The following is a 24193-nucleotide window of genomic DNA, read 5'->3' as shown; positions in this document are numbered from 1 at the left end:
GGAGACCCATGTTCGGGCTCAACGCCGCCAAGAAGGCCGCCGCCGTCGTCGCGGCGACCGCTGCCGCCGCCACCACCGCGCTGCTCGCCGCCCCCACGGCCGTGGCCGCGCCCCAGCCGATCGTCGGCGGCACCACGACCACGACGACCGCGTACCCGTTCGTCATGCAGATCACGAACGCCTCGCAGAGCCAGTTCTGCGGCGGCACGCTGGTCTCGCCCACGAAGGTGGTCACCGCCGCGCACTGCATGGTCGGTGAGACCACCAGCAGCGTCCGCGTCGTCGGCGGCCGGACCTACCGCAACGGCACCAACGGCACCGTCAGCAGAGTCAGCAGGATATGGATCCACCCGAGCTACACCGACGCCACCAACGGCGACGACGTGGCCGTGCTGACGCTGTCGACGTCGATGCCGTACACCCCGGCCAAGTACGTCTCCTCCTCCCAGACCTCGGTGTACGCGGCCGGCACCACCGCCCGGATCCTCGGCTGGGGCACCACCTCCTCCGGCGGCAGCTCCTCCAACCAGCTGCGCACCGCGACCGTACCGACCGTGTCCGACTCCGCTTGCGGCGGCTCCTACGGCTCCGACTTCGTGCAGAGCGACATGGTGTGCGCCGGATACACCTCCGGCGGCGTGGACACCTGCCAGGGCGACAGCGGCGGCCCCCTGCTCATCGGGGGCGTCCTGGCAGGCATCACTTCCTGGGGCGAAGGCTGCGCCCAGGCCGGCTACCCGGGTGTCTACACCCGGCTGACCACCTTCTCGAACCTGGTCACGACGCAGGTCAACTCGTGACCGACTGACTCCCGGGCAACCCTCGGGTGAAAAGACCAGGGGGCGTTGCGGGCTTCCACGAGCAGCCCGCAACGCCCCCTCTCCATGCCCGGGTCCGGGCTGGTCGGCCCGACTCGCCTACGATCCCGGGTCGTTCACCGCTCACTTGCGTACGGTGCCGAAGCGGATGTCGTACGACGCGTCCGGGTGCATGATCTTCAGCATCCGCTCCCCCTCGGCGGTGACCTCCTCGCGTCGGGCCGTGCCCAGCCGCTCGAAGGGCTCGATCACGAGGGCGTCCTCCTCCAGCCGCCACAGGCCGGCGAGGAAGCCGTCGACGAGGAGGGTGCAGTAGGCGATGTTGCCCTGCCAGCTGCGGCCGCGGTGCTCGGCCGGGACGACACGGGTGCGGTCGGCGTGGGAGAGCAGCAGGTTGTCGAACTCGGGCAGGAAGCGCGGCGGGGCCGGGGTGTCCGGGTCGGGGCGCGGGGCGTCCGGCAGGTCGAAGAGTTCGGTGCCCCTGTCGTCGTGGAAGGTCACCAGCCGCGGGCGCAGGCGCTCGAAGGCCTCGCCCAGGCGGGTCAGTCCGGCCCAGGTCTGCATGTCCCGCACGGAGGCCGGGCCGAAGGCGGCGAGGTAGCGCCAGACGACCGCGTCGGGCGTGGCGGGCTCCCCGACGGGGCGCCCGAGCCACTGCTCGGCGGTGGTGAGACCGACCTGCCCGCTCCTGCCCCACAGGCCGCGCGGGGTGACCTGCACGAGCGGCAGACGGCAGCGGGCGGCGACGGCCAGGGCCTGCGGGTCGGCGTCGGGCCACTCCTGGCCCAGGGCCTCGCGCAGCTGCTTCATGGTGCGCGGCTCGGCCTCGACGAGGTCGCGGGCCAGACGGTCGAGCCGGTCCAGGTCGACGCCGACGAGGCCCTTGTGGAAGTTTGCCAGCTCCCGGTCCATCGCGGGCTGCGTCAGCGGTCGCAGGGCGAGGCAGTCGGCCGCGGTGTGGGTGTGGATGGTGGAGCGCATCGTGACGATCCGGACGACTTCGCGGTCGGCCATGAGCCGCGACAGCTCCTCCGGCGTGAACCCGTCGAGCCGGGCGGCGAGCGCGTAGTACGGGGGCTTGACGTTCTGCGCCTGCAGCCCGACCAGGTGCTCGACGGCGCCGGCGGCGGGCATCCGCGCGGGCCGCAGGAGCAGCTGCCGGTCGAGGGTGGCACGGTTGAGGGCCCGGACCCCGAGGTGGGGTGCCGTACGCGCGACGCTCCGCTTGGTGTTCGTCATGAAGGGACGGTACCGGGGCTCGCGGACAGGGTCTGTCCGCGACTGAGGAGGGCTCAGGAGCCGCGCGGACCGCGAGTCCGCACCACGACGGCACCCTCCCGTGGTGCGGACTTCCGAACCCGGGTCAGTCCTTGCCCATGGCCTTGCGGACCGCGTCCTTGGTGCGGTCCATCAGCGCGGCCACGGGCCCGAGGGCCACGTTGGCCGCGCCGGACTCGACGCCGGGGTGCGGACGGGTGGGGGCCATGGCCTCGGCGGCCTTCACGGCTTTGGCCATGGAGGCGAGGCCCGAGGTGTCGGTGCTGCGGCGGATGTGGGTGAACTCGTAGCGCTCCTCGGCCCGGGCGTGTTCCTGCACGTCCGTGCGCAGCTCCCGCAGCCGGGGCAGGAACTCCGGGTCGTCGGTGTCCATGTCGTCCAGGGCCGCGAGGGTCTCCTTGGCCGCGCGTTCCTCGGCGAGCCGGTCCTCCACGACCTGTTCGCCGCCCGGCAGCGACCGGCGGGCGAAGGGGTGGACGACCTCCTCCTCGGCGGTCTCGTGCACGGCCAGCAGCCGCACCAGGCGCCGGAACGCGTCCCGGCGTTCCTCGCCCGCACTGGCCTCCACCTCGTCGAAGAGGTTGCGGATGTCGCCGTGCTGGCGCATGAGGAGCGCCACGACGTCGGTGTCCGGTGCCCGGTCGTCGCCGGCCTGGGGGGTGTGGAGATCGGTCATGACGGCCGCCTCACTTCTCGCGCATCGCGGGGTCGGGGTGCTCGCCCTCGGACTGCACCCGGTACTCGCGGCCGAACATCGCGTCGTGCTCGGCCATGACGCGCTCGCTCGGCGGCTCCTCGCCGCCGTGGATCTGCTCCTGCAGCTTCTCGAACCGCTCATGGGCCTCGCGCACATACCCGGCGCCCAGGGTGGTGAGGTCCATCTGGGTCTCCAGCAGCTCGCGCAGGTACTGCTTGTTCGGCTCGAAGGTGAGCACGTTCGGCAGCTCCGGCGCCAGGACCTCCTGCGGCTCCCGGCCGTCGTGACGGCGCATCAGCTCGCAGGCGGTGTGCAGGTGCTCCAGCTCCATGTTCAGGTGCAGCTCCCAGATCGCCTTGACCTTGGGGTCGCTCTCCTGCTCCATGAAGGAGTAGTACAGGTAGCACTCGTTGTACTCGTGGTTGACGAGCTGCTCCCACCAGGTCTCGCCCGGGTCCACCAGGGACTCGTAGTGGGTGACGTGCTCCTCCTCGATGAGCCCGATCTCCTGGTAGAGCTGACGGGCGATCGGCTCCATGTAGGTGGGGCCGGTGTTCATGTAGAAGTTCATCGTCTGCTGCTCCGCCGACAGGATCGTCAGGGCGTGCAGCTTCGACAGCGGGTTCGTCCGGTCCTTGTCGTACGGGTCGCGGACGTTGTCGGCCGGGTGGCGGTGGTGGTACTTGGTGGGCCGGCCCGGCATGACCTCGGTCAGTCCGTCGACGATCGACTCCGCCTTGCGGTGCTCGATCATCTCGTAGAGGTTGGCGTAGCGGTACAGGTGGTCGAAGTCCTCCAGGACGCCGAACTGGTACGCCTGCTTGAGGTAGGGGTCGGGTTCCATGCGGGCCACCCAGGCGGTCAGGTCCACCGCCACCTGCTCGTAGGCGATGGTCGTCTCCAGCACGGAGGAGACGCCGGGCAGCAGCCAGTTGACCGCCTTCTGCTGCTGCGCCTCGATGTACCGGGTCTGCGCGAGCTGCCGCTTGACCTCCGGGTCGACGGTGTTGCGGGCGAGCTGGTGGCTGAAGAGGATCGCCTCCACCTCGATGCCGTTCATGGTGATGATCCGGCAGCGGGTGTACGGGTCGCAGCGGTCGGGGTCGATGGGCTGCACGTTCAGCTCGCGCCAGCTGCGCAGCTGGCGGTCCAGCGGGATGCCCCGCTGCTCCAGTGGGTTGAAGGTCACGGACGGTCTCCTGGGTGGGGGGGTGCACTCGCGCGCCGGCCGAGGCCCCGCCAGGGCCGGCGAGCACGGGGTCGTCCCTCGCAGTCTTTCGACCGGGCCGGGGTCCGGCCACCGCTCACGCCCCGTCGACGTGCGGGTTGCGCCGGCCGGGTGACGGAAGGGCGCCCGCGGGAAAAGGGGTACTCGCGCCCTGCGGCACCGGCGGGTGCCGCGGCGGACGCCGGCATGACGCCTGCGGCACGGGAAGGAGCGGGGCATGGCCACGACCATCGAGGCACAGAGCGTCGACCAGCTGGGAGGCCCGGGCAGCGTCCTGGCCCGCCAGCGCCGCGATCACGCGGAGATGGACCGGCTGATGGACCGGTACCGGGCGCTGGAGGACGGCGCGGAGCGGGAGCGGGTCCTGAAGGAGGTCGTCCAGCTGGTGTTCAGCCACGCCTTCGCCGAGGAGACGGTGCTGTGGCCGGCCGTGCGGCGCGCGGTCGCGGACGGGGAGGAGCTGACCTCCCGGGTCGAGGAGGAGCACCAGGAGATCAACGACCTGGTCGCCGGGATCGAGCGCCTGGAGCCCGGCACGGCGGAGCGCGAGGAGATGGTGGAGCGGGTCTTCGCCCTGATCCGGCAGGACATCCGGGACGAGGAGGACCTCGTCCTGCCGCGGTTGCAGGAGGCCCTGGACACCGCCCGGCTGCGGCGGCTCGGCGCGGCGTGGGAGACGGTGCGCAGGAGCGCGCCGACCCATCCGCACCCGGTCGTGCCGCGGCGCCCGCCGGGCAACGCGGTCCTGGGCGTGCCGCTCAGCCTCTACGACCGGCTCCGCGACGGGCTGGGGCTCGGCGTGTCCGGCCCGTGGGGCCGCAGGATCCTGTCCGGTCTGATCGGGCTGCTCGTCTCCGGCGCGGTCGCCGTGATCGTGCGCAGGCGGCGCTGAGCCGGCGGGTCACCGCCCGTGGGCGTCCCCGCGGGGCAGGGGGCCGACGTCCGCGTGGCGGCCGGGACGCCGGGCGGCGTGCCGCTGTCCGGGGCCGGGGCCGCCGCGCGCGGCCAGGGCGTCGGCGACGGCGCCCGTGACGAAGGCGTAGACGGCCTTGTGCACCACGTCCACCACGAGTTCCCGGCGCGGCCAGGTCTCGGGCGGGGCGCCGACGCCGGTCGCGTTCTCCAGGATCTGGTCGTTGGTCAGGCGGACGACGGTGAACTTGGCGGAGGCGACCGGCCCGCGCAGCCCGGACTGGGCCATGACCGAGCGCAGCACGCCCAGGAGGGCGGCCTGGCCGAAGTGCATGGCCCAGTTGGCCTTCAGCGGCTGGGTGCCGGGCCGCTCGGGCAGGCCGGTCAGCCGCTGCAGGACGCGGGCCGGCACATGGGAGGCCGGCCGGCCCGTGACGGCCTGCTCCAGTTTCTCGCCGAGGGTCATCACGGCGCCCCCGGCGGTACCGGCGAGCAGTCCTTGCCACAGTGCGCGCTTGAGCATGTCCCGGCGAGTACCCGTTTCCGGGACCGGGTCACGCGCCGTCCGTCCCTCAGTCGCCGGTGGCCTTGTCCATGAGGGCGCTGTACGCCAGTTGCAGTGTGTCCGCCCCGGCCAGGGCGGTGAGGGTGCCCATGGCGGTGCGGGTGGCGCGGGGCCACAGCAGCTGGCCGGCGGTCAGGGCCGAGGCCACCCAGACGCTCATGCAGAACGGGCAGGTGGCAAGCTCCCCGACGGTGTGCCTGCCCGGCCCGGGCTGGGCCTCCTCGTGCAGCTCGGCCGGGCCCTGCGGTCCGGCGTACCGGGTGAAGGGGGCGCGCAGCGGGCTGGTCACCGAGGCCTTGGTGAGCAGCCGGCTGAGCCGGAAGGTGGCCACCGACGTCAGGACGACGTCCCACGGCTCGGGGCGGTCGGGCACCGGGCGGCCTCGTAGCCGGACCGCCGTGGTCCAGGCCGTCGTGAAGACGGCGAAGCCGGCCATGGCCGTGACGTAGCCGCCGAGCGGCCGGTCGTGTCCCGCCGAGTACTCCTGCTGGGCGCGCCGCAGCAGGCCGCGCAGCCGTCGTACCGGGCGGCTGTCAGCCACGGGCGTCGTGTCCATGTGCGGCATCCGTTCGCGTTCCTCGTGTTGTGTTTCCGTGTCCGGCCGGTTCCCGGTGCTGCTCCGCACGCCGTCCTCCGTTCTGGTGGCGCAGGCGCACCTCGACCCGGCCGTCGGTGATCCGGGTCTCGAAGGAGGGCTGTGGCGCGGTGGCCGGGCCGCGTACGTTCCAGCCGTCGGAGAGCCGGAAGACGCTGCCGTGCCACGGGCACCGGACGCAGCCGTCCTCGACGGTGCCCTCCGCGAGTGGTCCCGCGAGGTGGCTGCAGCGCTCGGCGAGGGCGTGGAGCTGCCCGCCGGTCTCGCGGACCACCAGGACCGGCACGTCGTCGACGACCCGGCGCACCGGGCGGCCGGCCGGGAACTCGTCCACGGTCCCGACCTCGTGCCAGCCCTCGGAGACGACGTGCGGGACCTCCTCGGCGTGGTTGGCGCCGGAGGCCTGCCGGTAGGCGAGGTGGCCGCCCAGCATGCCGCCGATCCCGACGGCCGTCATGCCGAGGAAGCCGTAGGTCCGGCCCGCCGCCTCGCGTCCCTTGACGCGGCAGGCGAGCGAGGCGGCGTAGAGGCCGACGGCGGCCGTGTTGGACAGGGCGTGCACCAGTCCGACGCGCTGCTGCTGCCGGTGCAGTTCCGCCCAGTCGGTCCAGCCCGCGAGGGCCGCGGGAGCGGCGGCGGCCAGGCCGACGCCGATGAGCAGCCGGGACTCGCGGGAGCGGCCGGGCCGCAGGTCGAGCACGGCCGCCGACAGCCAGCTGCCGATCGGCACCTGCACCATCAGCGGATGCACCGGGTGCCCCAGCCAGCGGCCGTGCAGCAGGTCCCTGCCGCGGCCCAGCGGCAGGGACCGTACGCCCTTGCGGAGCGTGTCGATCACCGCGTCGGCCCGGGGCTCGCGTTCCAGGCGGTCCAGCAGCCACAGGACCCGGTTCTGCCGCAGCAGGCGGCGTCGCGTTGCACTCATGCCCCGCCGGGTTTCCACCGGTATGAGCGGTAAACGGGGCAGTGTGCGGTGGTGGGGCACGTCAGCCGCCCGGCCGGATGACCGCGCGGACGCAGCCGTCGCTCTTGTCCTTGAACATCTCGTAGGCCCGCGGTGCATCGTCCAGGGGCACGCTGTGGGTGGCGAGGTGGGAGGTGCTCAGCTCCCCGGCCGCCAGCCGGTCCAGCAGCATCGGGATGTAGCGCTGGCCGTGCTGCTGGGCGCCCCGGATCGTCAGGCCCTTGTTGATCACCGCGCCCAGGGGGAACTTGTCGACGGCGCCGGCGAAGACGCCGAGGACGAAGACGGTGCCGCCCTTGCGGCAGGCGTGGATGGCCTGGCGCACGGCGGTGGGCCGGTCGGTCTGCAGGCGCAGTTGCTGTTTCACCTGGTCGTAGAGGTGGACCGGGCTGTCGCTGTGCGCCTCCATGCCGACCGCCTCGATGCACACGTCGGGGCCGCGGCCGCCGGTGCGTTCGCGCAGTTCGGCGCCGACGTCGGTGGCGGTGTAGTCGATGACCTCACTGCCGATGTGACGTTCGGTCATCGCCAGCCGCTCGGGGATGCGGTCGATGGAGATCACGCGTTCCGCGCCCAGCAGGATCGCGGCCCGGGCCGCCATCTGGCCGACGGCCCCGCAGCCCCACACGGCGACCACGTCGCCGGGCTTGACGCCGCCCAGGTCGGCGCCCATCCAGCCCGTGGGCACCGAGTCGGAGACGAACAGGGCGCTGGTGTCGTCGACGCCCTCCGGGACGGGGAAGGCCCCGTGGTCGGCGAAGGGCACCCGCACGTACTCGGCGTGGCTGCCGCGCAGCCCGCCCATGGCGTGGGAGTAGCCGAAGATGCCACCGGTGTCGGCGCCGAACAGGGCCTGTCCGATGCCCGGGTTGGTGTTGGTGTTGTCGCACAGGGACCACAGGTCGTGGGTGCAGTACCAGCAGCGGCCGCAGCCGACGAAGGAGCACACCACGACCCGGTCGCCGACCTTGTGCCTGCGCACGGCCGAGCCGACCTCGACGACCTCGCCGACGAACTCGTGGCCGATGACGTCCCCGGACCGCATGAAGGGGATGTAGCCGCCGATGAGGTGCAGGTCGGAGCCGCAGGTGGTGCCGGCGACGAGCCGGACGATGACGTCCTGGTCGCCCCGGAGCTCGGGGTCGGGCACCTGCTCGACGGAGAGCTTGTTGACGCCTTCCCAGCACAGGGCCTTCACAGCACTCCCTCCCCACCGGCGCGGCGGCCGAGCAGTCCGACGAGTTTCCCGCCCGGGGTGTCGTGGGTGGTGGGCGGCGCGTCGGGTTCGAGGACCTCTCCGGCCTCCAGCAGCGACTTGGCGTCGCGCAGCGCCCGGCGCAGGTCCTGGCGCGGGTCCTCGCCGGCGAGCCGGGCGGGCAGGGAGTGCGCGCCCTCGGGCTGGGGCTCCCGCAGCCGTACGGCGAGTTCGGTGCCGCGGTCACCCGGGGCCGGGCTGATGCGTGTCTCGATGCGGTCGCCGTACTCCCGCAGGGGCGCGGGCAGCTTGTCGGGCTGGAGTTCGCCGGGATCGATGTTGATCGTCACGGCCAGCCAGCGGTCGTCGGCGGCGGCGGGGCCGGAGGCGCCCGCCGCCTTGCGCTGCCAGGCGATCACGGCGCCGGCGGTGATCCCCGCGGCGGCCGCCCACAGTGTCTTCGCGTGAGCCATCGGCGGTCACATCCTCCGGGAGGTGGCCCCACGACGGGTGAGCAGCACGCCCAGGGCGATCATGCCGATGCCGAGGACGAAGTGCAGCCAGTCGTCGGCCGTGTTCAGCGGGACGAAGTTGGCGTCGCTGTCGTGGCCGATGAGCAGGCCGTACAGCCACAGGACGAGGTAGATGGCGCCGCCCGCCAGGAGGTAGGTGCGGGCGCCCGAGGCGCTGCGGGACAGGGCCAGGCCCGCGACGCCGAACGCGAGGTGGACGAGGTTGTGCAGGATCGAGACCTGGAAGATCCCGAGGAGCTCGGCGCGGGAGTCGTGCGAGGCGAACTCCATGGTGTCGTAGTCCGTGGTGATCCCCGGGATGAAGCCCAGGATCCCCACCAGCAGGAACACCGCTCCGACCAGCATCGCCGCCTGCTGGACGGGGGTGCGGGCCGTTCTCGTCGGCGAAGTGCGTGTGTTCATGACGGTGGCCTTCCGGCGCGGGGGGCGCGTCACGGTGAGCGCCCCGATGCGCGGCGAGTACCCCTTTCCGGGGCGCAATCGTGCGGTGCGGGGCCCGTGTTTTTCCGGTGAGGCCGGCGGGCACTCACCGCGCGATGGATGAAAGTCGTCGTGCACCACTCGCGGACAGCTCGCTCGCCCTGCTGGCCAAGGGGTACACCTGGCTGCCCGACCGCAGGGCCCGCACCGACGCGCCCCTGGTGCGCACCCGCCTGAGGGGACAGCACGCCGTGAGGATCCCGCTGAACCGCGTACCGGCCCGGGTGCGCAACGGGTTCGTCATCGGGTCGGTCCGGGTGCCGGTGCCCGTGGGGTAGACGGCCCACCGGACGCGACAGGGCGATGGCCCGCTCCTGGGGGCGGGCCATCGCCCTGTCGCCCTCAGGCGCGGGACAGCCGCCGCCCCGCGGTCACCGCCGCGCCCGCCAGCGCGGCCGCCAGGGCGGCCCTGCGCAGCGCGGTGCGCCGTCGCCCGCCCCAGCCGCCGTGCACCGCGCCCTCGCCGGGTGCCGGGACGTGCAGCGCGCCGTGCGTGGCCGGAGCGTCCTCGTCGTGGTCCAGGTGGGCGCGGTCCGTCTGCCGGGCCATGGCCCGCTCGGCCAGTGCCGGTGCCATCCGCGACTGGCGCACCAGCGCGCGGCCGGCCGGGCCGACCACGACCTCGCGGCGCGGGTGGCGGACGAGCGCCACCACCGCCTTGGCGACGCGCTCGGGGGTGTAGACGGGCGGCATGGCCACGACCTTGTGCCCGGTGTAGTTGGCCGCCTGCTGGAAGTGGGGCGTGTCGATGGTCGCGGGCAGCACCGTGCACACGTCGATGCCCTTCACGCCCTCCACGCGCAGCTGCTGCCGCAGACCGGAGCCGAGCGCCCGGACGGCGTGCTTGGACATGCCGTACGGGTGGCTGTACGGCTGGGCGACGGCCCCCACGATGGACGAGACGTTGATCAGCGTGCCCGAGCCCTGCTCCCGCATGACGGGCAGCGCCGCCCGGGCGCCGTGGACGCACCCCATGACGTTGACGTCCAGGACCCTGCGGAAGTCCTCCAGCGGCACGTCCTCGAACCGGCCGAAGGCGTTGACGGCCGCGTTGTTGACCCAGACGTCGATCCGGCCGAATTCCTCCACCGCGCGCCGCGCCAGGTCCTCGACCGCCTCGACGTCGCTCACGTCGGTCGGTACGACCAGCGTCCTGGCCCCCCGGTGCCTCGCGCACTCCTCGGCCGCCGCCCGCAGCGCCTCCTCGCGCCGCGCCGCCAGCACCACGGCGCAGCCCTTGCGGGCGAACGCCTCCGCCGTGGCCCGTCCGATCCCGCTGGACGCCCCGGTCACCACCACCACGTGATCCCGCAGTCGCATCCCGCACCTCCTCACGTCTGCCGCGGGCCGGGCCCCTCGTGCCCGCCTCCGCCGCCCGCCGGGTACCCGCGCCGCGCGGGACGGCACCGGCCCGGTAAGCGGGGTCACAGTCAGGGCGAGGGAAAGGTCACAGCCGCGCCCTCTGCTGCTCCTTCCTGCTCGTGTCCTAGCATCCGAGCATGACGGTCCTGCCTGACGACGGGCTTGAGCTGGCCGGCGAGTTCCCTGACGTGCCCCATGAGCAGTGGCAGCGCCTTGTGGCGGGTGTGCTGCGCAGAGCGGGCAAGGACGTCGAGGGCGCCGAGGCCGAGGAAGCCCTCTCCACCGCGTTGGAGGACGGGTTGCGCACCCGGCCCCTCTACACCGCGCGCGACGCCTCACCCGAGCCGGGTCTGCCGGGCTTCGCGCCCTTTGTGCGCGGCGGCCGCGCCGAGGGGAACACGGTCGGCGGCTGGGACGTACGGCAGCGGCACACCACGGCCGACCACGACGCGGTGCTCGCGGACCTGGAGAACGGGGTCACCTCCCTCTGGCTGACCGTGGGCGAGGGCGGCATCCCGGTGCCGGAGCTCGGCCGGGTCCTGGACGGCGTCTACCTCGATCTCGCCCCGGTCGTGCTCGACGCGGGTCCCGACGCGCGCTGTGCCGCACGGGAGTTGCTGCGGCTGTACGAGGAGCGGGGCGTGGCACCGGAGGCCGCGCGCGGCAACCTGGGCGTCGATCCGCTCGGCCACGAGGCCCGTACCGGGCAGCGGGACGACGCGGCGCCGGCGGCGGAGCTGGCGCGGCTGTGCGACGAGCGGTACCCGGGGCTGCGGGCCCTGAGCGTGGACGCGCTGCCGTACCACGAGGCCGGCGGGTCGGCCGCGCAGGAACTGGGCGCCTCGCTGGCCACGGCGGTGGCGTACCTGCGGGAGCTGACCAGCGCCGGGCTGGGCGTCGAACAGGCCTGCGGACAGCTGGAGTTCCGCTACGCGGCGACCGCGGACCAGTTCCTCACCATCGCCAAGCTGCGGGCGGCGCGCCGGCTGTGGGCGCGGGTCGCCGAGGTGTGCGGCGCGCCGCGCGCCGGGGCGCAGGCGCAGCACGTCGTCACCTCGCCGGTGATGATGACGCGGCGCGACCCGTGGGTGAACATGCTGCGCACGACCATCGCCACGCTGGCCGCCGGGGCGGGCGGGGCCGACGCGGTGACCGTGCTGCCCTTCGACCACGCGCTCGGCCTGCCGGACGCGTTCGCCCGCCGCATCGCCCGCAACACCTCCACGATCCTCATCGAGGAGTCGCACCTGGCCCGGGTCATCGACCCGGCGGGCGGCTCCTGGTACGTGGAGCGGCTCACCGACGAACTCGCCCACGCCGGCTGGGAGTTCTTCCAGCGCATCGAGCGGCTCGGCGGCATGGCGGCCGCCCTGCGCTCCGGGGACGTCGAGCGGGACCTCGCCGAGACCTGGCGGGCGCGGAGCGCCCGGCTGGCCAAGCGGCGCGAACCCGTCACCGGCGTCAGCGAGTTCCCGTTCCTGGCGGAGAAGCCGGTGGTGCGCGCGAGCGCCCCCGAGCAGCCGTCCGGCGGGCTGCCGCGGGTGCGTCGCGACGAGGCCTTCGAGGCGCTGCGCGCCCGCTCGGACGCGCACCTGGCCGCGACCGGCTCCCGGCCGCGGATCTACCTGGCCGCGCTCGGCCCGGCCGCCGCCCACACCGCGCGCCTCACCTTCGCCTCCAACCTGTTCCAGGCGGGCGGCATCGAGCCGGTCACCGAGGGCCCGTTCGCCGGGAGCGGCGCGGCCGAGGCCGTGCTGTGCTCCAGCGACGCCCTCTACGAGGAGCAGGCGGCGGCCCGGGCCGCGGAGCTCAAGGAGGCGGGCGCCTCGCACGTGTTCCTCGCCGGGCGGCCCGGGGAGTACCCGGGTGTCGACGGTTACGTCTTCGCGGGCTGCGACGCCGTGGCCGTGCTGTCCGCGACCCTCGACCGCATGGGAGTTGCCCGATGACCGCCCCCGATGGCATCCCCGACTTCTCCGGGATCGAGCTGGGCACCCCGGCCGCCGACGGCAGCCCCGACGAGTGGCGCGCGGCGGTCAAGAACGCCTCCGGCGGGGACGACCTGCTGTGGGAGACCCCGGAGGGCATCGCGGTCAAGCCGCTGTACACCGGCCGTGACCTGGAGGGCTTGGACTTCCTGGACACCTACCCGGGCGCGGCGCCGTACCTGCGCGGGCCGTACCCGACGATGTACGTCAACCAGCCCTGGACGATCCGCCAGTACGCCGGCTTCTCCACGGCCGAGGAGTCCAACGCCTTCTACCGGCGCAACCTCGCGGCCGGGCAGAAGGGCCTGTCGGTCGCCTTCGACCTGCCCACGCACCGCGGGTACGACAGCGACCACCCGCGCGTGACCGGTGACGTCGGCATGGCGGGCGTGGCCATCGACTCGATCCTCGACATGCGGCAGCTGTTCGACGGGATCCCGCTGGACAAGATGACCGTGTCGATGACGATGAACGGCGCCGTGCTGCCGGTGCTGGCGCTGTACATCGTGGCGGCGGAGGAGCAGGGCGTACCGGCGGAGAAGCTGGCGGGGACCATCCAGAACGACATCCTCAAGGAGTTCATGGTCCGCAACACCTACATCTACCCGCCGAAGCCGTCGATGCGGATCATCTCCGACATCTTCGCCTTCACCTCGCAGCGGATGCCGCGCTACAACTCCATCTCCATCTCCGGCTACCACATCCAGGAGGCCGGTGCGACGGCCGACCTGGAGCTGGCGTACACCCTCGCGGACGGCGTGGAGTACATCCGCGCGGGCCGTGAAGCGGGCCTGGACGTGGACGCGTTCGCGCCCCGGCTTTCGTTCTTCTGGGCGATCGGCATGAACTTCTTCATGGAGATCGCCAAGCTGCGCGCGGCGCGCCTGCTGTGGGCGAAGCTGGTCAAGCAGTTCGACCCGCAGAACGCCAAGTCGCTGTCGCTGCGCACCCATTCGCAGACCTCGGGCTGGTCGCTCACCGCGCAGGACGTCTTCAACAACGTCACACGCACCTGCGTCGAGGCGATGGCGGCCACCCAGGGCCACACCCAGTCGCTGCACACCAACGCGCTCGACGAGGCGCTGGCCCTGCCGACCGACTTCTCGGCGCGCATCGCCCGCAACACCCAGCTGCTCCTGCAGCAGGAGTCCGGCACGACCCGGGTCATCGACCCGTGGGGCGGCAGCGCGTACGTGGAGAGGCTGACGTACGACCTGGCCCGGCGGGCCTGGCGGCACATCCAGGAGGTGGAAGCCGCGGGCGGCATGGCCAAGGCCATCGACGCGGGCCTCCCCAAGCTGCGCATCGAGGAGGCCGCGGCCCGCACCCAGGCACGCATCGACTCGGGCCGCCAGCCGGTGATCGGCGTCAACAAGTACCGCGTGGAGACCGACGAGCAGATCGACGTGCTCAAGGTCGACAACTCCTCGGTGCGCGCCCAGCAGATCGAGAAGCTGCGGCGGCTGCGCGCCGAGCGCGACGAGACGGCCTGCCGGGAGGCCCTGGACGCGCTGACCCGGGCCGCCGCGGGCGAGGGCAACCTGCTGGAGCTGGCCGTGCACGCGGCCCGCGCCAAGGCCACGGTCGGGGAGATCTCCGACGCCCTGGAGAAGGTGTACGGCCGGCACGCGAGCCAGATCCGTACCATCACCGGCGTGTACCGCAACGAGACGGGAGAGTCCCCGAGCGTGGACCGCACCCGCACCCTGGTGTCCGCCTTCGAGGAGGCCGAGGGCCGCCGCCCGCGCATCCTGGTCGCCAAGATGGGCCAGGACGGCCACGACCGCGGCCAGAAGGTGATCGCCACCGCCTTCGCCGACCTCGGCTTCGACGTCGACGTCGGCCCGCTGTTCCAGACGCCCGCCGAGGTGGCCCGGCAGGCCGTCGAGGCGGACGTGCACATCGTCGGCGTCTCGTCGCTGGCGGCCGGTCACCTGACCCTCGTCCCGGCGCTGCGCGAGGCGCTGGCCGAGGAGGGCCGCGAGGACATCATGGTCGTGGTCGGCGGCGTGATCCCGCCGCAGGACGTGCCCACGCTCCTGGAGATGGGCGCGGCGGCCGTCTTCCCGCCCGGGACGGTGATCCCGGACGCGGCGTACGACCTGGTCAAGCGGCTGTCGGACGGCCTCGGGCACGACCTGTGATCGATGTCGACGCGTATGTGAAGGGCGTACTCGACGGGAAGCGGGCGATCGTCGCCCGCGCGATCACCCTCGTCGAGTCGACCCGGCCGCAGCACCGGGCACTGGCCCAGGAGTTGCTGACCGCGCTGCTGCCGCACGGCGGCCGGGCCCGGCGCATCGGGATCAGCGGGGTGCCGGGGGTGGGCAAGTCGACGTTCATCGACGCCTTCGGCACGCTGCTGACCTCGCTCGGGCACCGGGTGGCGGTGCTGGCCGTCGACCCGTCCTCCAGCCGTACGGGCGGTTCCATCCTGGGCGACAAGACCCGGATGGAGCGCCTGGCGGTGGACCCGGCGGCGTTCGTGCGCCCCTCCCCCACCGCGGGCACGCTGGGCGGGGTCGCCAAGGCCACCCGCGAGTCGATCGTGGTGATGGAGGCGGCCGGTTACGACGTGATCCTGGTGGAGACGGTCGGCGTCGGGCAGTCCGAGACGGCCGTGGCCAACATGGTCGACACCTTCCTGCTGCTGACCCTCGCCCGCACCGGCGACCAGCTCCAGGGCATCAAGAAGGGCGTGCTGGAGCTGGCCGACGTGATCGCCGTCAACAAGGCGGACGGGCCGCACGAGCGCGACGCCCGGGCCGCCGCGCGGGAACTGGCGGGCGCGCTCAGGCTGATGCACGGCAAGGACGCCTTCTGGACGCCGCCGGTGCTGCACTGCAGCGCCCGCGAGTCCACCGGTCTGGACGCGGTGTGGGAGCGCCTGGAACAGCACCGCACGCTGCTGGACTCCACGGGCCGGCTCACCGCCAAGCGCCGCGACCAGCAGGTCGACTGGACCTGGACCATGGTCCGCGACGAACTCCTCGGCCGGCTGCGGGCCGACCCGGCGGTGCGGGCCCTGGCACCGGTGCTGGAGCGGCAGGTCCGGGAGGGCGAGCTGACCCCGACGCTGGCGGCCGAGCGGATCCTCGGCGCGCTCGGCGGTTCCGGAGCGACTGGTTCCTGAAGGTCACCGGGCCGGGACGGCGATGCCCATATCCGGCTTGCATGATTATGCAAAGTGAGACATACTCTTTCCATGTCCAAGGTCCTCACCTCCCTGCCCGCCGGCGAGCGCGTCGGCATCGCCTTCTCGGGCGGTCTCGACACGTCCGTCGCGGTCGCGTGGATGCGCGACAAGGGCGCCGTCCCGTGCACCTACACCGCCGACATCGGCCAGTACGACGAGCCCGACATCGCCTCGGTGCCCGGCCGTGCCAAGACCTACGGGGCCGAGATCGCGCGCCTGGTCGACTGCCGGGCCGCGCTGGTCGAGGAGGGCCTGGCCGCACTCACCTGCGGCGCGTTCCACATCCGCTCGGGCGGGCGGGCGTACTTCAACACCACCCCGCTGGGCCGGGCCGTCACCGGCACGCTCCTGGTGCGGGCGATGCTGGAGGACGACGTCCAGATCTGGGGCGACGGCTCCACCTTCAAGGGCAACGACATCGAGCGGTTCTACCGCTACGGCCTGCTCGCCAACCCGCACCTGAGGATCTACAAGCCCTGGCTGGACGCGGCGTTCGTGACCGAGCTGGGCGGCCGCAAGGAGATGTCGGAGTGGCTGCTCGCCCACGGCCTCCCCTACCGCGACAGCACGGAGAAGGCGTACTCCACCGACGCCAACATCTGGGGCGCCACGCACGAGGCGAAGACCCTGGAGCACCTGGACACCGGCATCGAGACGGTCGAGCCCATCATGGGCGTGAAGTTCTGGGACCCGTCGGTCGAGATCGCCACCGAGGACGTGACGATCGGCTTCGACCAGGGCCGCCCGGTGTCGGTCAACGGCAAGGAGTTCGCCTCCGCCGTCGACCTGGTCATGGAGGCCAACGCCATCGGCGGCCGGCACGGGCTCGGCATGTCCGACCAGATCGAGAACCGGATCATCGAGGCCAAGAGCCGCGGCATCTACGAGGCCCCCGGCATGGCCCTGCTGCACGCCGCCTACGAGCGCCTCGTCAACGCCATCCACAACGAGGACACCCTCGCCCAGTACCACACCGAGGGCCGTCGCCTCGGCCGGCTGATGTACGAGGGCCGCTGGCTGGACCCGCAGGCGCTGATGATCCGCGAGTCGCTGCAGCGCTGGGTCGGCGCGGCCGTCACCGGCGAGGTCACGCTGCGGCTGCGGCGCGGCGAGGACTACTCGATCCTCGACACGACCGGCCCGGCGTTCAGCTACCACCCGGACAAGCTGTCCATGGAGCGCACCGAGGACTCCGCGTTCGGCCCGGTGGACCGGATCGGCCAGCTCACCATGCGCAACCTCGACATCGCCGACTCGCGCGCCAAGCTGGAGCAGTACGCCGGCATCGGCCTGATCGGCACCGGCAGCCCCACCATCGGCGCCTCCCAGGCCGCCGCGACCGGGCTGATCGGCACCATGCCGGAGCTGCCCGAGGGCGGCGCCGAGGCCATCGCCTCCCGGGGCGCGGTCTCGGAGGAGGACGCCTGGCTTGACCGCGCGGCGATGGAGTCCGGCACGGACTGACCGCACGGACCGAAAGCGGGAGGGCCGGCTCGACACCGTCGAGCCGGCCCTCCCGTGTCCGTGCCCGGTGGTTCAGCGGGACGAGCCCGCCATCTCCCGGGCCGGGGTGTCCAGGGCGTCCAGGCCCCGCAGGATGTCCTCCACCCGCTGCTTGGCGTCGCCGAAGAGCATCTGGGTGTTCTCGCGGAAGAACAGCGGATTCTGCACGCCCGCGTAGCCGGCGGCCATCGACCGCTTGAAGACGACCACGTTCGCCGCCTCCCACACGTGCAGCACCGGCATGCCCGCGATCGGGCTGGACGGGTTGTCCGTGGCGGCCGGGTTGACGGTGTCGTTGGCGCCGATGACCAGGACGACCGAGGTGGCGGCGAAGTCGTCGTTGATCTCGTCCATCTCCAGGACGATGTCGTACGGCACGTTCGCCTCGGCCAGCAGCACGTTCATGTGCCCGGGCAGGCGGCCGGCGACCGGGTGGATGCCGAAGCGCACCTCGACGCCGCGCTCGCGCAGCTTGCGCGCCAGTTCGGCGACCGGGTACTGCGCCTGGGCGACGGCCATGCCGTAGCCCGGGGTGATGATGACCGAGGTGGCGTTGCCGAGGAGTTCCGCGGTCTCCTCGGCGCTGATCTCCCGGTGCTCGCCCTGCTCGCCCTCGTCGGCAGCGGCGGCGGGAGTGCCGAAGCCGCCGGCGATCACCGAGATGAACGAGCGGTTCATCGCCTTGCACATGATGTACGACAGGTAGGCACCGGAGGAGCCGACCAGCGCACCGGTGACGATGAGCAGGTTGTTGGCGAGCAGGAAGCCCGAGGCGGCCGCCGCCCAGCCCGAGTAGCTGTTCAGCATGGAGACCACCACCGGCATGTCGCCGCCGCCGATGGAGGCGACCAGGTGCGCGCCGAGCGCCAGCGCGATCGCGGTGACCGCGATGAGCAGGCCCATGTTCGGACGGGCCACGAACGCGATGGTCAGCCCCACGAAGGCGACCAGCGCGCCGATGTTCAGCACGTGCTTGCCGGGCAGCGTCAGCGGACGGGAGGCGATGCGCGCCGAGAGCTTCAGGTAGGCGACGACCGAGCCCGTGAAGGTGACGGCGCCGATGAACACGCCGATGAACACCTCGGCGTGGTGGATGCCGAGCAGCGAGCCGGAGAGTTCGGCGTCGACGTCGAGGTAGCCGTTCCAGCCGACGAGCGTGGCGGCGAGGCCGACCAGGCTGTGCATGATGGCGATCAGCTCGGGCATGCCGGTCATCTCCACGACCTTGGCCCGCCAGAGCCCGATGCCCGCGCCGACGGCGGTGGCGACGGCGATCAGCACCAGCCCGGTGGCGGTGATGCTCCGGGAGGCGAGACCGACCGTGGCGGCCAGCGCGACGACCATCCCGGCGATGCCCCAGACGACTCCGGAGCGGGAGGTGCGGTGCTGCGAGAGGCCGGCGAGGCTGAGGATGAACAGCAGCGCCGCGACGACGTAGGCGGCCTGTGCGGCCGTGTCTGTGGTCATCCCTGATCAGCCCTTCGAGAACATGCCGAGCATGCGGCGGGTGACGGCGAATCCGCCGAAGATGTTGATGCTCGCCAGCAGGATCGCGGCGAACGACAGCACGGTGACGGCGGTGTCCCCCTGCCCGATCTGCAGCAGCGCGCCGACCACGACGATCCCGGAGATGGCGTTGGTGACCGACATCAGCGGGGTGTGCAGGGCGTGGTGCACGTTGCCGATGACGTAGAAGCCGATGACGATCGCCAGCACGAACACCGTGAAGTGGCCGAGGAGTTCGCTCGGGGAGAAGGCCGTCACGAGGAACAGCGCGAGCGCGCCGGCGGCCACGAGGGCGTAGGAGGCCCACGCGGGCCGGGCGGGCTTGGCCGCCGCCTCGGGGGCGGGCGCCGCGGCCTCTTTCGCGGCGGCGGGGGCCGGTGCGGCGGACACCTGCACCGGGGGCGGCGGCCAGGTCTTCTCGCCCTCGCGGACCACGGTGATCGAGCGCTGCACCACGTCGTCGAAGTCGAGGACGAGCCGGCCGTCCTTGCCGGGCGTGAGCAGCCTCATCAGGTTGACGATGTTGGTGCCGTACAGCTGCGAGGCCTGGGCGGGCAGCCGACCGGGCAGGTCGGTGTAACCGATGATCGTCACGTCGTTGTCGGTGACGACGGCCTTGCCCGGGACCGTGCCCTCGACGTTGCCGCCCTGGGCCGCGGCCATGTCGACGATGACGCTGCCGGGCTTCATGCGGGCCACGTGCTCGGCGGTGATCAGCCGCGGCGCCGGGCGGCCGGGGATGAGCGCGGTGGTGATGACGATGTCGACGTCGGCGGCCTGCTCGGCGTACAGCTGCGCGGCGAGCCGGTTGTAGTCCTCGGAGGTCGCCTTGGCGTAGCCGTCGGTGCTGACCTCCTGCTCGGCGGAGACCGTCAGGAACTCGCCGCCCAGGGAGCGGACCTGCTCGGCGACCTCGGGCCGGGGGTCGGTGGCGCGGACCACGGCGCCGAGGCTGCGGGCCGCGCCGATCGCCGCGAGCCCGGCCACGCCGGCGCCGGCCACCAGCACCTTGGCCGGCGGCACCTTGCCGGCGGCGGTCACCTGCCCGGTGAAGAACCGGCCGAAGGCGTGCGCCGCCTCGACCACGGCCCGGTAGCCGGCGATGTTCGCCATCGAGCTGAGCACGTCCAGGGACTGGGCGCGCGAGATGCGCGGCACGGCGTCCATGGCCAGCACCGTGATCGGCCGCCGTGCGAGTTCCTCGACCAGCTCCGGGTTGAAGGCGGGGCTGATCAGCGCGATCAGCGTGGCCCCGTCGCGGAGCCTGCCGATCTCCTCGGCCGAGGGGGCGTTGACCTTCAGGACGATCTCGGCCGCCCACGGGTCGCCGAGCCGCGCTCCCGCCTCCTCGTAGGCCGCGTCGGAGAAGCGGGACGAGGCCCCCGCTCCCGGTTCGACCACGACGTCGTACCCGAGCGCGGCAAGTCTCCCCACGGTGGCGGGCGTCGCCGCCACCCTGGTCTCGCCCGCAGTGGATTCGGCCGGGACGCCGATCCTCTGGGGTTCTGGTTCCGCTGGGACCATCGTCTGCCTCTCCCGTCGTTCGTGTGCCTGTCCTCCTTGGTGCCCGCATCCTGCACGTTCGACGCGGCATCCGTGGCGGGCCGTGGTCACATGGCCGGAGAGGGCGTCCTCACACCGCAGGGGGGTTGCCGGGAGAGGCGTTCGGCGGTATCGCTGGGACCGGCGAGCCATGGGTCCTCTGATGCGGCAGGGCACGGCCGGGCGCGGACTGGGGCAACGGCGACGCCCTGCCGCCCACCGGCACCGGGTCCGCCGCCGAGGCGACCCGGGACGCGATGTCCGCGATCCGCATGGACTTCGCCGAGGCCAACCAGTGGGTGTTCTGCGGCATGGCCATCACCCTCGGCGTCGCCTTCCTGTGCGCCCTGCGCCACCCGGGCGGCAAGGTGGACGCGGACGCTCCGAAGGCCGGGGAGCCGTCGGCGCGGGCCGGTTGATGCCCACCTCCCGTGGGCGGCGGGGCCCGGTCGCGCCGGTCAGGACGAGAACATCGCGTCGGTGCGCCGTTGGACCTCCTCCGGCGTGAGGTCCTCGATGGTCTGGGAGATCATCCAGAGATGGCCGAACGGGTCGGCGAGCCGCCCGCCGCGCTGTCCATAGTGCTGGTCGGCGACGGGGTACACCACCGTCGCCCCGGCCCGCACCATGTCCTCGGCAACGGCGTCCGCGTCGGTGACGTCCAGGGCCATGATCACGGGGGTGCCGCCGAGGGAGGGCGGGGCCGGGTCGCCCCCGTCGGCGTCCTTGACCGCGAAGACCGCGTCGCCGAGGCGCAGCAGGGCGTGCACGATCCGTCCCCCGGGGCCGGTGTAGCGCTCGATCTCCTCCGTGCCGAGCGCGTCGCGGTAGAAGTCGATCGCGCGGGTTCCGTCGGAGACCACGAGCCGGGGGTAGAGCCGGGTGACGGCCGGGGTGTCGGGTGTGTGTGTCATGCCTGCACGATGCCGGGCCCCGGGGACCGTGGATCGCAGAAAAGCGCCGCGTCGTGACCCCGTCACCCGTCGAGCGGCACGTGGTTGCGGGCGAGCGGGGAGCGCGGCAACCGCGAAGCCGCAGATGGGGCGGCCAGGACCGGTAGCTGGGCGGCCAAGCCGCCAGGCCGGACGGCCCAGGCCCGCGAGCCGGACCGCGAAACCCCCGACCGGACGGCCAGGGGCCGGAAGCTGCGGCCAAGCCGCCAGCCGGACCGGGCAGCACTCCCGGAACGGGCGGCCAGGGCCGGACGGCGGGCGGCGAGGCCGGAAGACCGGCCGGAGGGCGTGTGTGCCGGGCGGCGAGGTCGCGGCCCGAAGCTCGCGGCCCGCCGGCCCGTCGGCCCGTCGGCCCGTCGGCCCCGGGGCCTACCGCCGCACCCGCCCCACGGTAATCACCTGCGAACCGGAGCCGTCGAATCTAGACTCTGCGGCCATACGACGAGGGGACGGATGCGTGTGACCACCGGAGAGAACACCGTCGGGGACGTCTTCAGCGCGGGGGCGGAGCAGTTCCACCACTGGTCGCCGGTGCTGTGGGACCCGATCGGCGCGGCCACCGCCGCCGTGGCCGCCCCGGCCGTCGGCGAGTCGGTGCTGGACGCCTGCTGCGGGGCCGGTGCGTCGGCGCTGCCGGCCGCTCGGGCCGTCGGACCGGCGGGCCGGGTGGACGCCGTGGACCTCGCGGCCGGGCTGCTGGCGATCGGTGAGCGCCGGGCGCGTGAGGAGGGCCTGGAGAACATCCGCTTCCACCGGCACGAGGTCACCTCCTGGCCCGTGCCCGGTGCCGGCTACGACGTCGTGATGTGCGCGCTGGGCGTGTTCTTCTTTCCGGACATGGACCGGGACTCCGCCGCGCTGACCCGGATGCTGCGCCCCGGCGGCCGGTTCGTCGTGACCGTCTGGGAGAAGGGGGCGCTCGGCGGCTGGCAGTCGGCGCTCGTGGGCGCCGTCGAGACCGAACGCCACCTGCCCCGCCCGCCGCAACGCGACCAGCTGGCGCGGATCGACACCGCCGACACGCTCGCGGCCTGGCTCACGGACCTTGGCGGGAGCGAGCCGCGGGTCGGCCGGCGGCGGTTCGACGCCCCGCTGTCCCCGGACACCGCCTGGACCCTGGCCACCGGCAGCGGGACGCGCCGGATGCTCGACGGGCTGTCACCGGACGCCGTGGAGCGGGTGCGGGCCGAGTTCACCGCGCGCCTGACCGCGAACGAGGTCACCGACCTCGACGTCCGCGTCCTGACGGGCACGGCCCGCTTCTCCGGCTGACCCGCGCCGTCCGCTGTCCGAACCGTTGACGGGGATGGGAGCCCCCCTTATCTTCTGACCTCACTCATGGCCGATTTCACGAACCACGTTCGACATGACGGACAGAATCTCCACCTCGGCCTCCCCCCGCCTCCCGGAGAACTCCCTTGAGACGCATACCCCTTCGGCTGCTGCTCGCGGTCCTCGTAGCCCTCGCGACCTGCCTCGCCGGCGCGCCCGCGCAGGCCGCCGTGCCGGACTCCCCCGCCGTCACGTACACCAACCCGATCGCGGAGAAGCGCGCCGATCCGCACATCGTCAAGCACACCGACGGCTACTACTACTTCACCGCGACCGTCCCGGAGTACGACCGCATCGTGCTGCGCCGGGCGACCACCATCCAGGGGCTGAAGTCGGCGCCGGAGACGACGATCTGGACCAAGCACGCCAGTGGCGTCATGGGCGCCCACATCTGGGCGCCGGAGATCCACTTCATCGACGGCAAGTGGTACGTGTACTTCGCCGCGGGCGCCACCGACGACATCTGGGCGATCCGGATGTACGTCCTGGAGGGCACCGGCGCCAACCCGCTCACCGCGGCCTGGACGGAGAAGGGCCAGATCAAGACCCAGTGGGAGAGCTTCTCCCTGGACGCCACGACCTTCGTGGTGGGCGGCGTGCGCTACCTGGCCTGGGCGCAGCGCGACCCGTCGGTGAGCAACAACACGGACCTCTACCTCGCGAAGATGGCCAACCCCTGGACCATCACCGGGACTCCGGTGATGCTGTCGCGCCCCACCTACTCCTGGGAGACCGCCGGCTACAAGGTCAACGAGGGCCCCGCCGTCATCCAGCGCGGCGGCAAGGTGTTCATGACGTACTCCGCGAGCGCCACCGACAGCAACTACTGCCTCGGCATGCTCACCGCCTCCGTGAGCGCGAACCTGCTCAGCCAGGCGTCCTGGAGCAAGAGCGCCACCCCCGTCTTCGCGAGCAGCGCCGCGACCGGGCAGTGGGGCCCGGGCCACAACTCCTTCACGGTCTCCGAGGACGGGAAGAGCGACATCCTCGTCTACCACGACCGCAGCTACAAGGACATCAGCGGCGACCCGCTCAACGACCCCAACCGCCGCACCCGCGTGCAGAAGGTGTACTGGAACGCCGACGGCACCCCGAACTTCGGCATTCCCGTGGCCGACGGGGTCACCCCGCAGCGCTTCTCCTCGTACAACTTCCCGGACCGGTTCGTCCGGCACTACGACTACCGGGCCCGGATCGAGGCGAACGTCATCCAGCTCGCCGACTCGCAGTTCCGGGTCGTGCCCGGTCTCGCCGGCAGCGGCACCGTCTCGCTGGAGTCGGCGAACTTCCCCGGGTACTACCTGCGGCACGACAACTTCGAGGTGTGGCTGGAGCGCAACGACGGCAGCGCGTCGTTCGCCGCCGACGCCACCTTCCACCGGCGCGGCGGGCTCGCCGACTCCGCGGGTGTCTCGTACGAGTCGTACAACTACCCCGGGCGGTACGTCCGGCACTGGGAGTACCTGCTGCACGTGCAGGCGGTGAGCACGGCCACGGACCGGGCGGACGCCACCTTCTACGCCCAGTGACAGCGGGTCATATGCGC

The 24193-nt window shown here is 72.7% G+C and carries 23 protein-coding genes; 10 read left to right on the top strand and 13 right to left on the bottom strand.

What is annotated here, in order from left to right; genetic code table 11:
- Positions 1 to 8: 8 nt before the first annotated feature.
- Positions 9 to 800, top strand: a complete 792-nt coding sequence (locus tag ABTZ58_RS01885) for a S1 family peptidase (protein ID WP_351349338.1) — start codon at positions 9 to 11, stop codon at positions 798 to 800.
- Between the two features lie 141 nt (positions 801 to 941).
- Here ABTZ58_RS01885 and ABTZ58_RS01880 read toward each other — a convergent pair whose 3' ends face one another.
- From ABTZ58_RS01880 to ABTZ58_RS01870, 3 genes are all read right to left on the bottom strand, one after another.
- Complete coding sequence (locus tag ABTZ58_RS01880) at positions 942 to 2057, bottom strand: winged helix DNA-binding domain-containing protein (protein WP_351349335.1); 1116 nt, start codon at positions 2055 to 2057, stop codon at positions 942 to 944.
- 124 nt (positions 2058 to 2181) lie between these two features.
- The gene (locus tag ABTZ58_RS01875) at positions 2182 to 2772 is read right to left on the bottom strand and encodes a hemerythrin domain-containing protein (RefSeq protein ID WP_351349332.1); all 591 of its coding nucleotides are present in this window, start codon (positions 2770 to 2772) and stop codon (positions 2182 to 2184) included.
- 10 nt (positions 2773 to 2782) lie between these two features.
- Positions 2783 to 3982, bottom strand: a complete 1200-nt coding sequence (locus ABTZ58_RS01870; RefSeq protein WP_351349329.1) for a hypothetical protein — start codon at positions 3980 to 3982, stop codon at positions 2783 to 2785.
- 256 nt (positions 3983 to 4238) lie between these two features.
- Between ABTZ58_RS01870 and ABTZ58_RS01865 the strand changes: the two genes are divergently transcribed.
- The gene (locus tag ABTZ58_RS01865) at positions 4239 to 4913 is read left to right on the top strand and encodes a hemerythrin domain-containing protein (RefSeq protein ID WP_351349326.1); all 675 of its coding nucleotides are present in this window, start codon (positions 4239 to 4241) and stop codon (positions 4911 to 4913) included.
- A gap of 9 nt (positions 4914 to 4922) precedes the next feature.
- Here the strand turns inward: ABTZ58_RS01865 and ABTZ58_RS01860 are convergent, their stop codons facing one another.
- The 6 genes from ABTZ58_RS01860 to ABTZ58_RS01835 form a co-directional block, all read right to left on the bottom strand.
- Positions 4923 to 5456, bottom strand: a complete 534-nt coding sequence (locus ABTZ58_RS01860; protein WP_351349323.1) for a hypothetical protein — start codon at positions 5454 to 5456, stop codon at positions 4923 to 4925.
- Between the two features lie 49 nt (positions 5457 to 5505).
- Positions 5506 to 6054 (bottom strand): DUF1360 domain-containing protein, encoded by a 549-nt coding sequence (locus tag ABTZ58_RS01855; protein WP_351349320.1) that lies wholly within the window; start codon positions 6052 to 6054, stop codon positions 5506 to 5508.
- Positions 6032 to 7018, bottom strand: coding sequence for a Rieske (2Fe-2S) protein (locus ABTZ58_RS01850; protein ID WP_351349317.1), 987 nt, complete (start codon positions 7016 to 7018; stop codon positions 6032 to 6034). Before ABTZ58_RS01850 ends, ABTZ58_RS01855 begins: the two co-directional genes overlap by 23 nt.
- 61 nt (positions 7019 to 7079) lie before the next feature.
- Positions 7080 to 8255 carry a zinc-dependent alcohol dehydrogenase gene (locus tag ABTZ58_RS01845; RefSeq protein ID WP_351349314.1) on the bottom strand — a complete coding sequence of 392 codons (1176 nt, stop codon included), beginning with the start codon at positions 8253 to 8255 and terminating at the stop codon, positions 7080 to 7082.
- Positions 8252 to 8725, bottom strand: a complete 474-nt coding sequence (locus ABTZ58_RS01840) for a hypothetical protein (RefSeq protein WP_351349311.1) — start codon at positions 8723 to 8725, stop codon at positions 8252 to 8254. Before ABTZ58_RS01840 ends, ABTZ58_RS01845 begins: the two co-directional genes overlap by 4 nt.
- 6 nt (positions 8726 to 8731) lie before the next feature.
- Positions 8732 to 9187 carry a DUF4383 domain-containing protein gene (locus tag ABTZ58_RS01835; protein ID WP_351349308.1) on the bottom strand — a complete coding sequence of 152 codons (456 nt, stop codon included), beginning with the start codon at positions 9185 to 9187 and terminating at the stop codon, positions 8732 to 8734.
- A gap of 134 nt (positions 9188 to 9321) precedes the next feature.
- On the opposite strand from ABTZ58_RS01835, the gene ABTZ58_RS01830 reads away from it, so the two are divergent.
- On the top strand, positions 9322 to 9543 hold the full coding sequence (locus tag ABTZ58_RS01830; protein WP_351349305.1) for a hypothetical protein: 222 nt from the start codon (positions 9322 to 9324) through the stop codon (positions 9541 to 9543).
- Positions 9544 to 9607: 64 nt separating this feature from the next.
- Here ABTZ58_RS01830 and ABTZ58_RS01825 read toward each other — a convergent pair whose 3' ends face one another.
- Complete coding sequence (locus tag ABTZ58_RS01825) at positions 9608 to 10585, bottom strand: SDR family oxidoreductase (protein WP_351349302.1); 978 nt, start codon at positions 10583 to 10585, stop codon at positions 9608 to 9610.
- A 179-nt stretch (positions 10586 to 10764) separates the two neighbouring features.
- Here ABTZ58_RS01825 and ABTZ58_RS01820 point away from each other — a divergent pair, with 179 nt between their 5' ends.
- The 4 genes from ABTZ58_RS01820 to argG all read left to right on the top strand — a co-directional run bounded on the left by ABTZ58_RS01820 (position 10765) and on the right by argG (position 17275).
- Positions 10765 to 12576, top strand: a complete 1812-nt coding sequence (locus ABTZ58_RS01820) for a methylmalonyl-CoA mutase family protein (protein ID WP_351349299.1) — start codon at positions 10765 to 10767, stop codon at positions 12574 to 12576.
- Positions 12573 to 14759, top strand: coding sequence for a methylmalonyl-CoA mutase (gene scpA, locus ABTZ58_RS01815; protein ID WP_351349296.1), 2187 nt, complete (start codon positions 12573 to 12575; stop codon positions 14757 to 14759). Before ABTZ58_RS01820 ends, scpA begins: the two co-directional genes overlap by 4 nt.
- Positions 14756 to 15748, top strand: coding sequence for a methylmalonyl Co-A mutase-associated GTPase MeaB (gene meaB, locus ABTZ58_RS01810; RefSeq protein ID WP_351349293.1), 993 nt, complete (start codon positions 14756 to 14758; stop codon positions 15746 to 15748). The genes scpA and meaB overlap by 4 nt, the downstream gene beginning before the upstream one ends.
- A gap of 72 nt (positions 15749 to 15820) precedes the next feature.
- Positions 15821 to 17275 carry an argininosuccinate synthase gene (gene argG / locus ABTZ58_RS01805; protein WP_351349290.1) on the top strand — a complete coding sequence of 485 codons (1455 nt, stop codon included), beginning with the start codon at positions 15821 to 15823 and terminating at the stop codon, positions 17273 to 17275.
- Between the two features lie 72 nt (positions 17276 to 17347).
- On the opposite strand, the gene pntB is transcribed toward argG, so the two are convergent.
- Together pntB and ABTZ58_RS01795 are read right to left on the bottom strand one after the other, a co-directional pair.
- Positions 17348 to 18781, bottom strand: coding sequence for a Re/Si-specific NAD(P)(+) transhydrogenase subunit beta (gene pntB / locus ABTZ58_RS01800; RefSeq protein WP_351349287.1), 1434 nt, complete (start codon positions 18779 to 18781; stop codon positions 17348 to 17350).
- Positions 18782 to 18787: 6 nt separating this feature from the next.
- Entirely contained in the window at positions 18788 to 20344 is a 1557-nt protein-coding gene (locus ABTZ58_RS01795; RefSeq protein ID WP_351349284.1) for a Re/Si-specific NAD(P)(+) transhydrogenase subunit alpha, read from the bottom strand.
- Positions 20345 to 20619: 275 nt separating this feature from the next.
- Between ABTZ58_RS01795 and ABTZ58_RS01790 the strand changes: the two genes are divergently transcribed.
- Positions 20620 to 20781: a hypothetical protein gene (locus tag ABTZ58_RS01790; RefSeq protein ID WP_502995988.1), complete on the top strand. Its 162-nt coding sequence runs from the start codon at positions 20620 to 20622 to the stop codon at positions 20779 to 20781.
- A gap of 39 nt (positions 20782 to 20820) precedes the next feature.
- Here the strand turns inward: ABTZ58_RS01790 and ABTZ58_RS01785 are convergent, their stop codons facing one another.
- On the bottom strand, positions 20821 to 21276 hold the full coding sequence (locus ABTZ58_RS01785) for a VOC family protein (protein ID WP_351349282.1): 456 nt from the start codon (positions 21274 to 21276) through the stop codon (positions 20821 to 20823).
- 498 nt (positions 21277 to 21774) lie between these two features.
- On the opposite strand from ABTZ58_RS01785, the gene ABTZ58_RS01780 reads away from it, so the two are divergent.
- A complete protein-coding gene (locus tag ABTZ58_RS01780; protein ID WP_351349280.1) occupies positions 21775 to 22587 on the top strand; it encodes a class I SAM-dependent methyltransferase in 813 nt (270 codons plus the stop codon).
- 146 nt (positions 22588 to 22733) lie between these two features.
- Positions 22734 to 24176, top strand: a complete 1443-nt coding sequence (locus ABTZ58_RS01775; protein WP_351349277.1) for a family 43 glycosylhydrolase — start codon at positions 22734 to 22736, stop codon at positions 24174 to 24176.
- Positions 24177 to 24193 lie beyond the last annotated feature (17 nt).

The organism is Streptomyces sp. NPDC094143, from assembly GCF_040303825.1.
In the GTDB taxonomy this organism is placed as follows: Bacteria; Actinomycetota; Actinomycetes; order Streptomycetales; family Streptomycetaceae; genus Streptomyces.
Note: the sequence above shows the minus strand (reverse complement) of the source record. Positions and strands in the feature narration are given on the sequence as shown.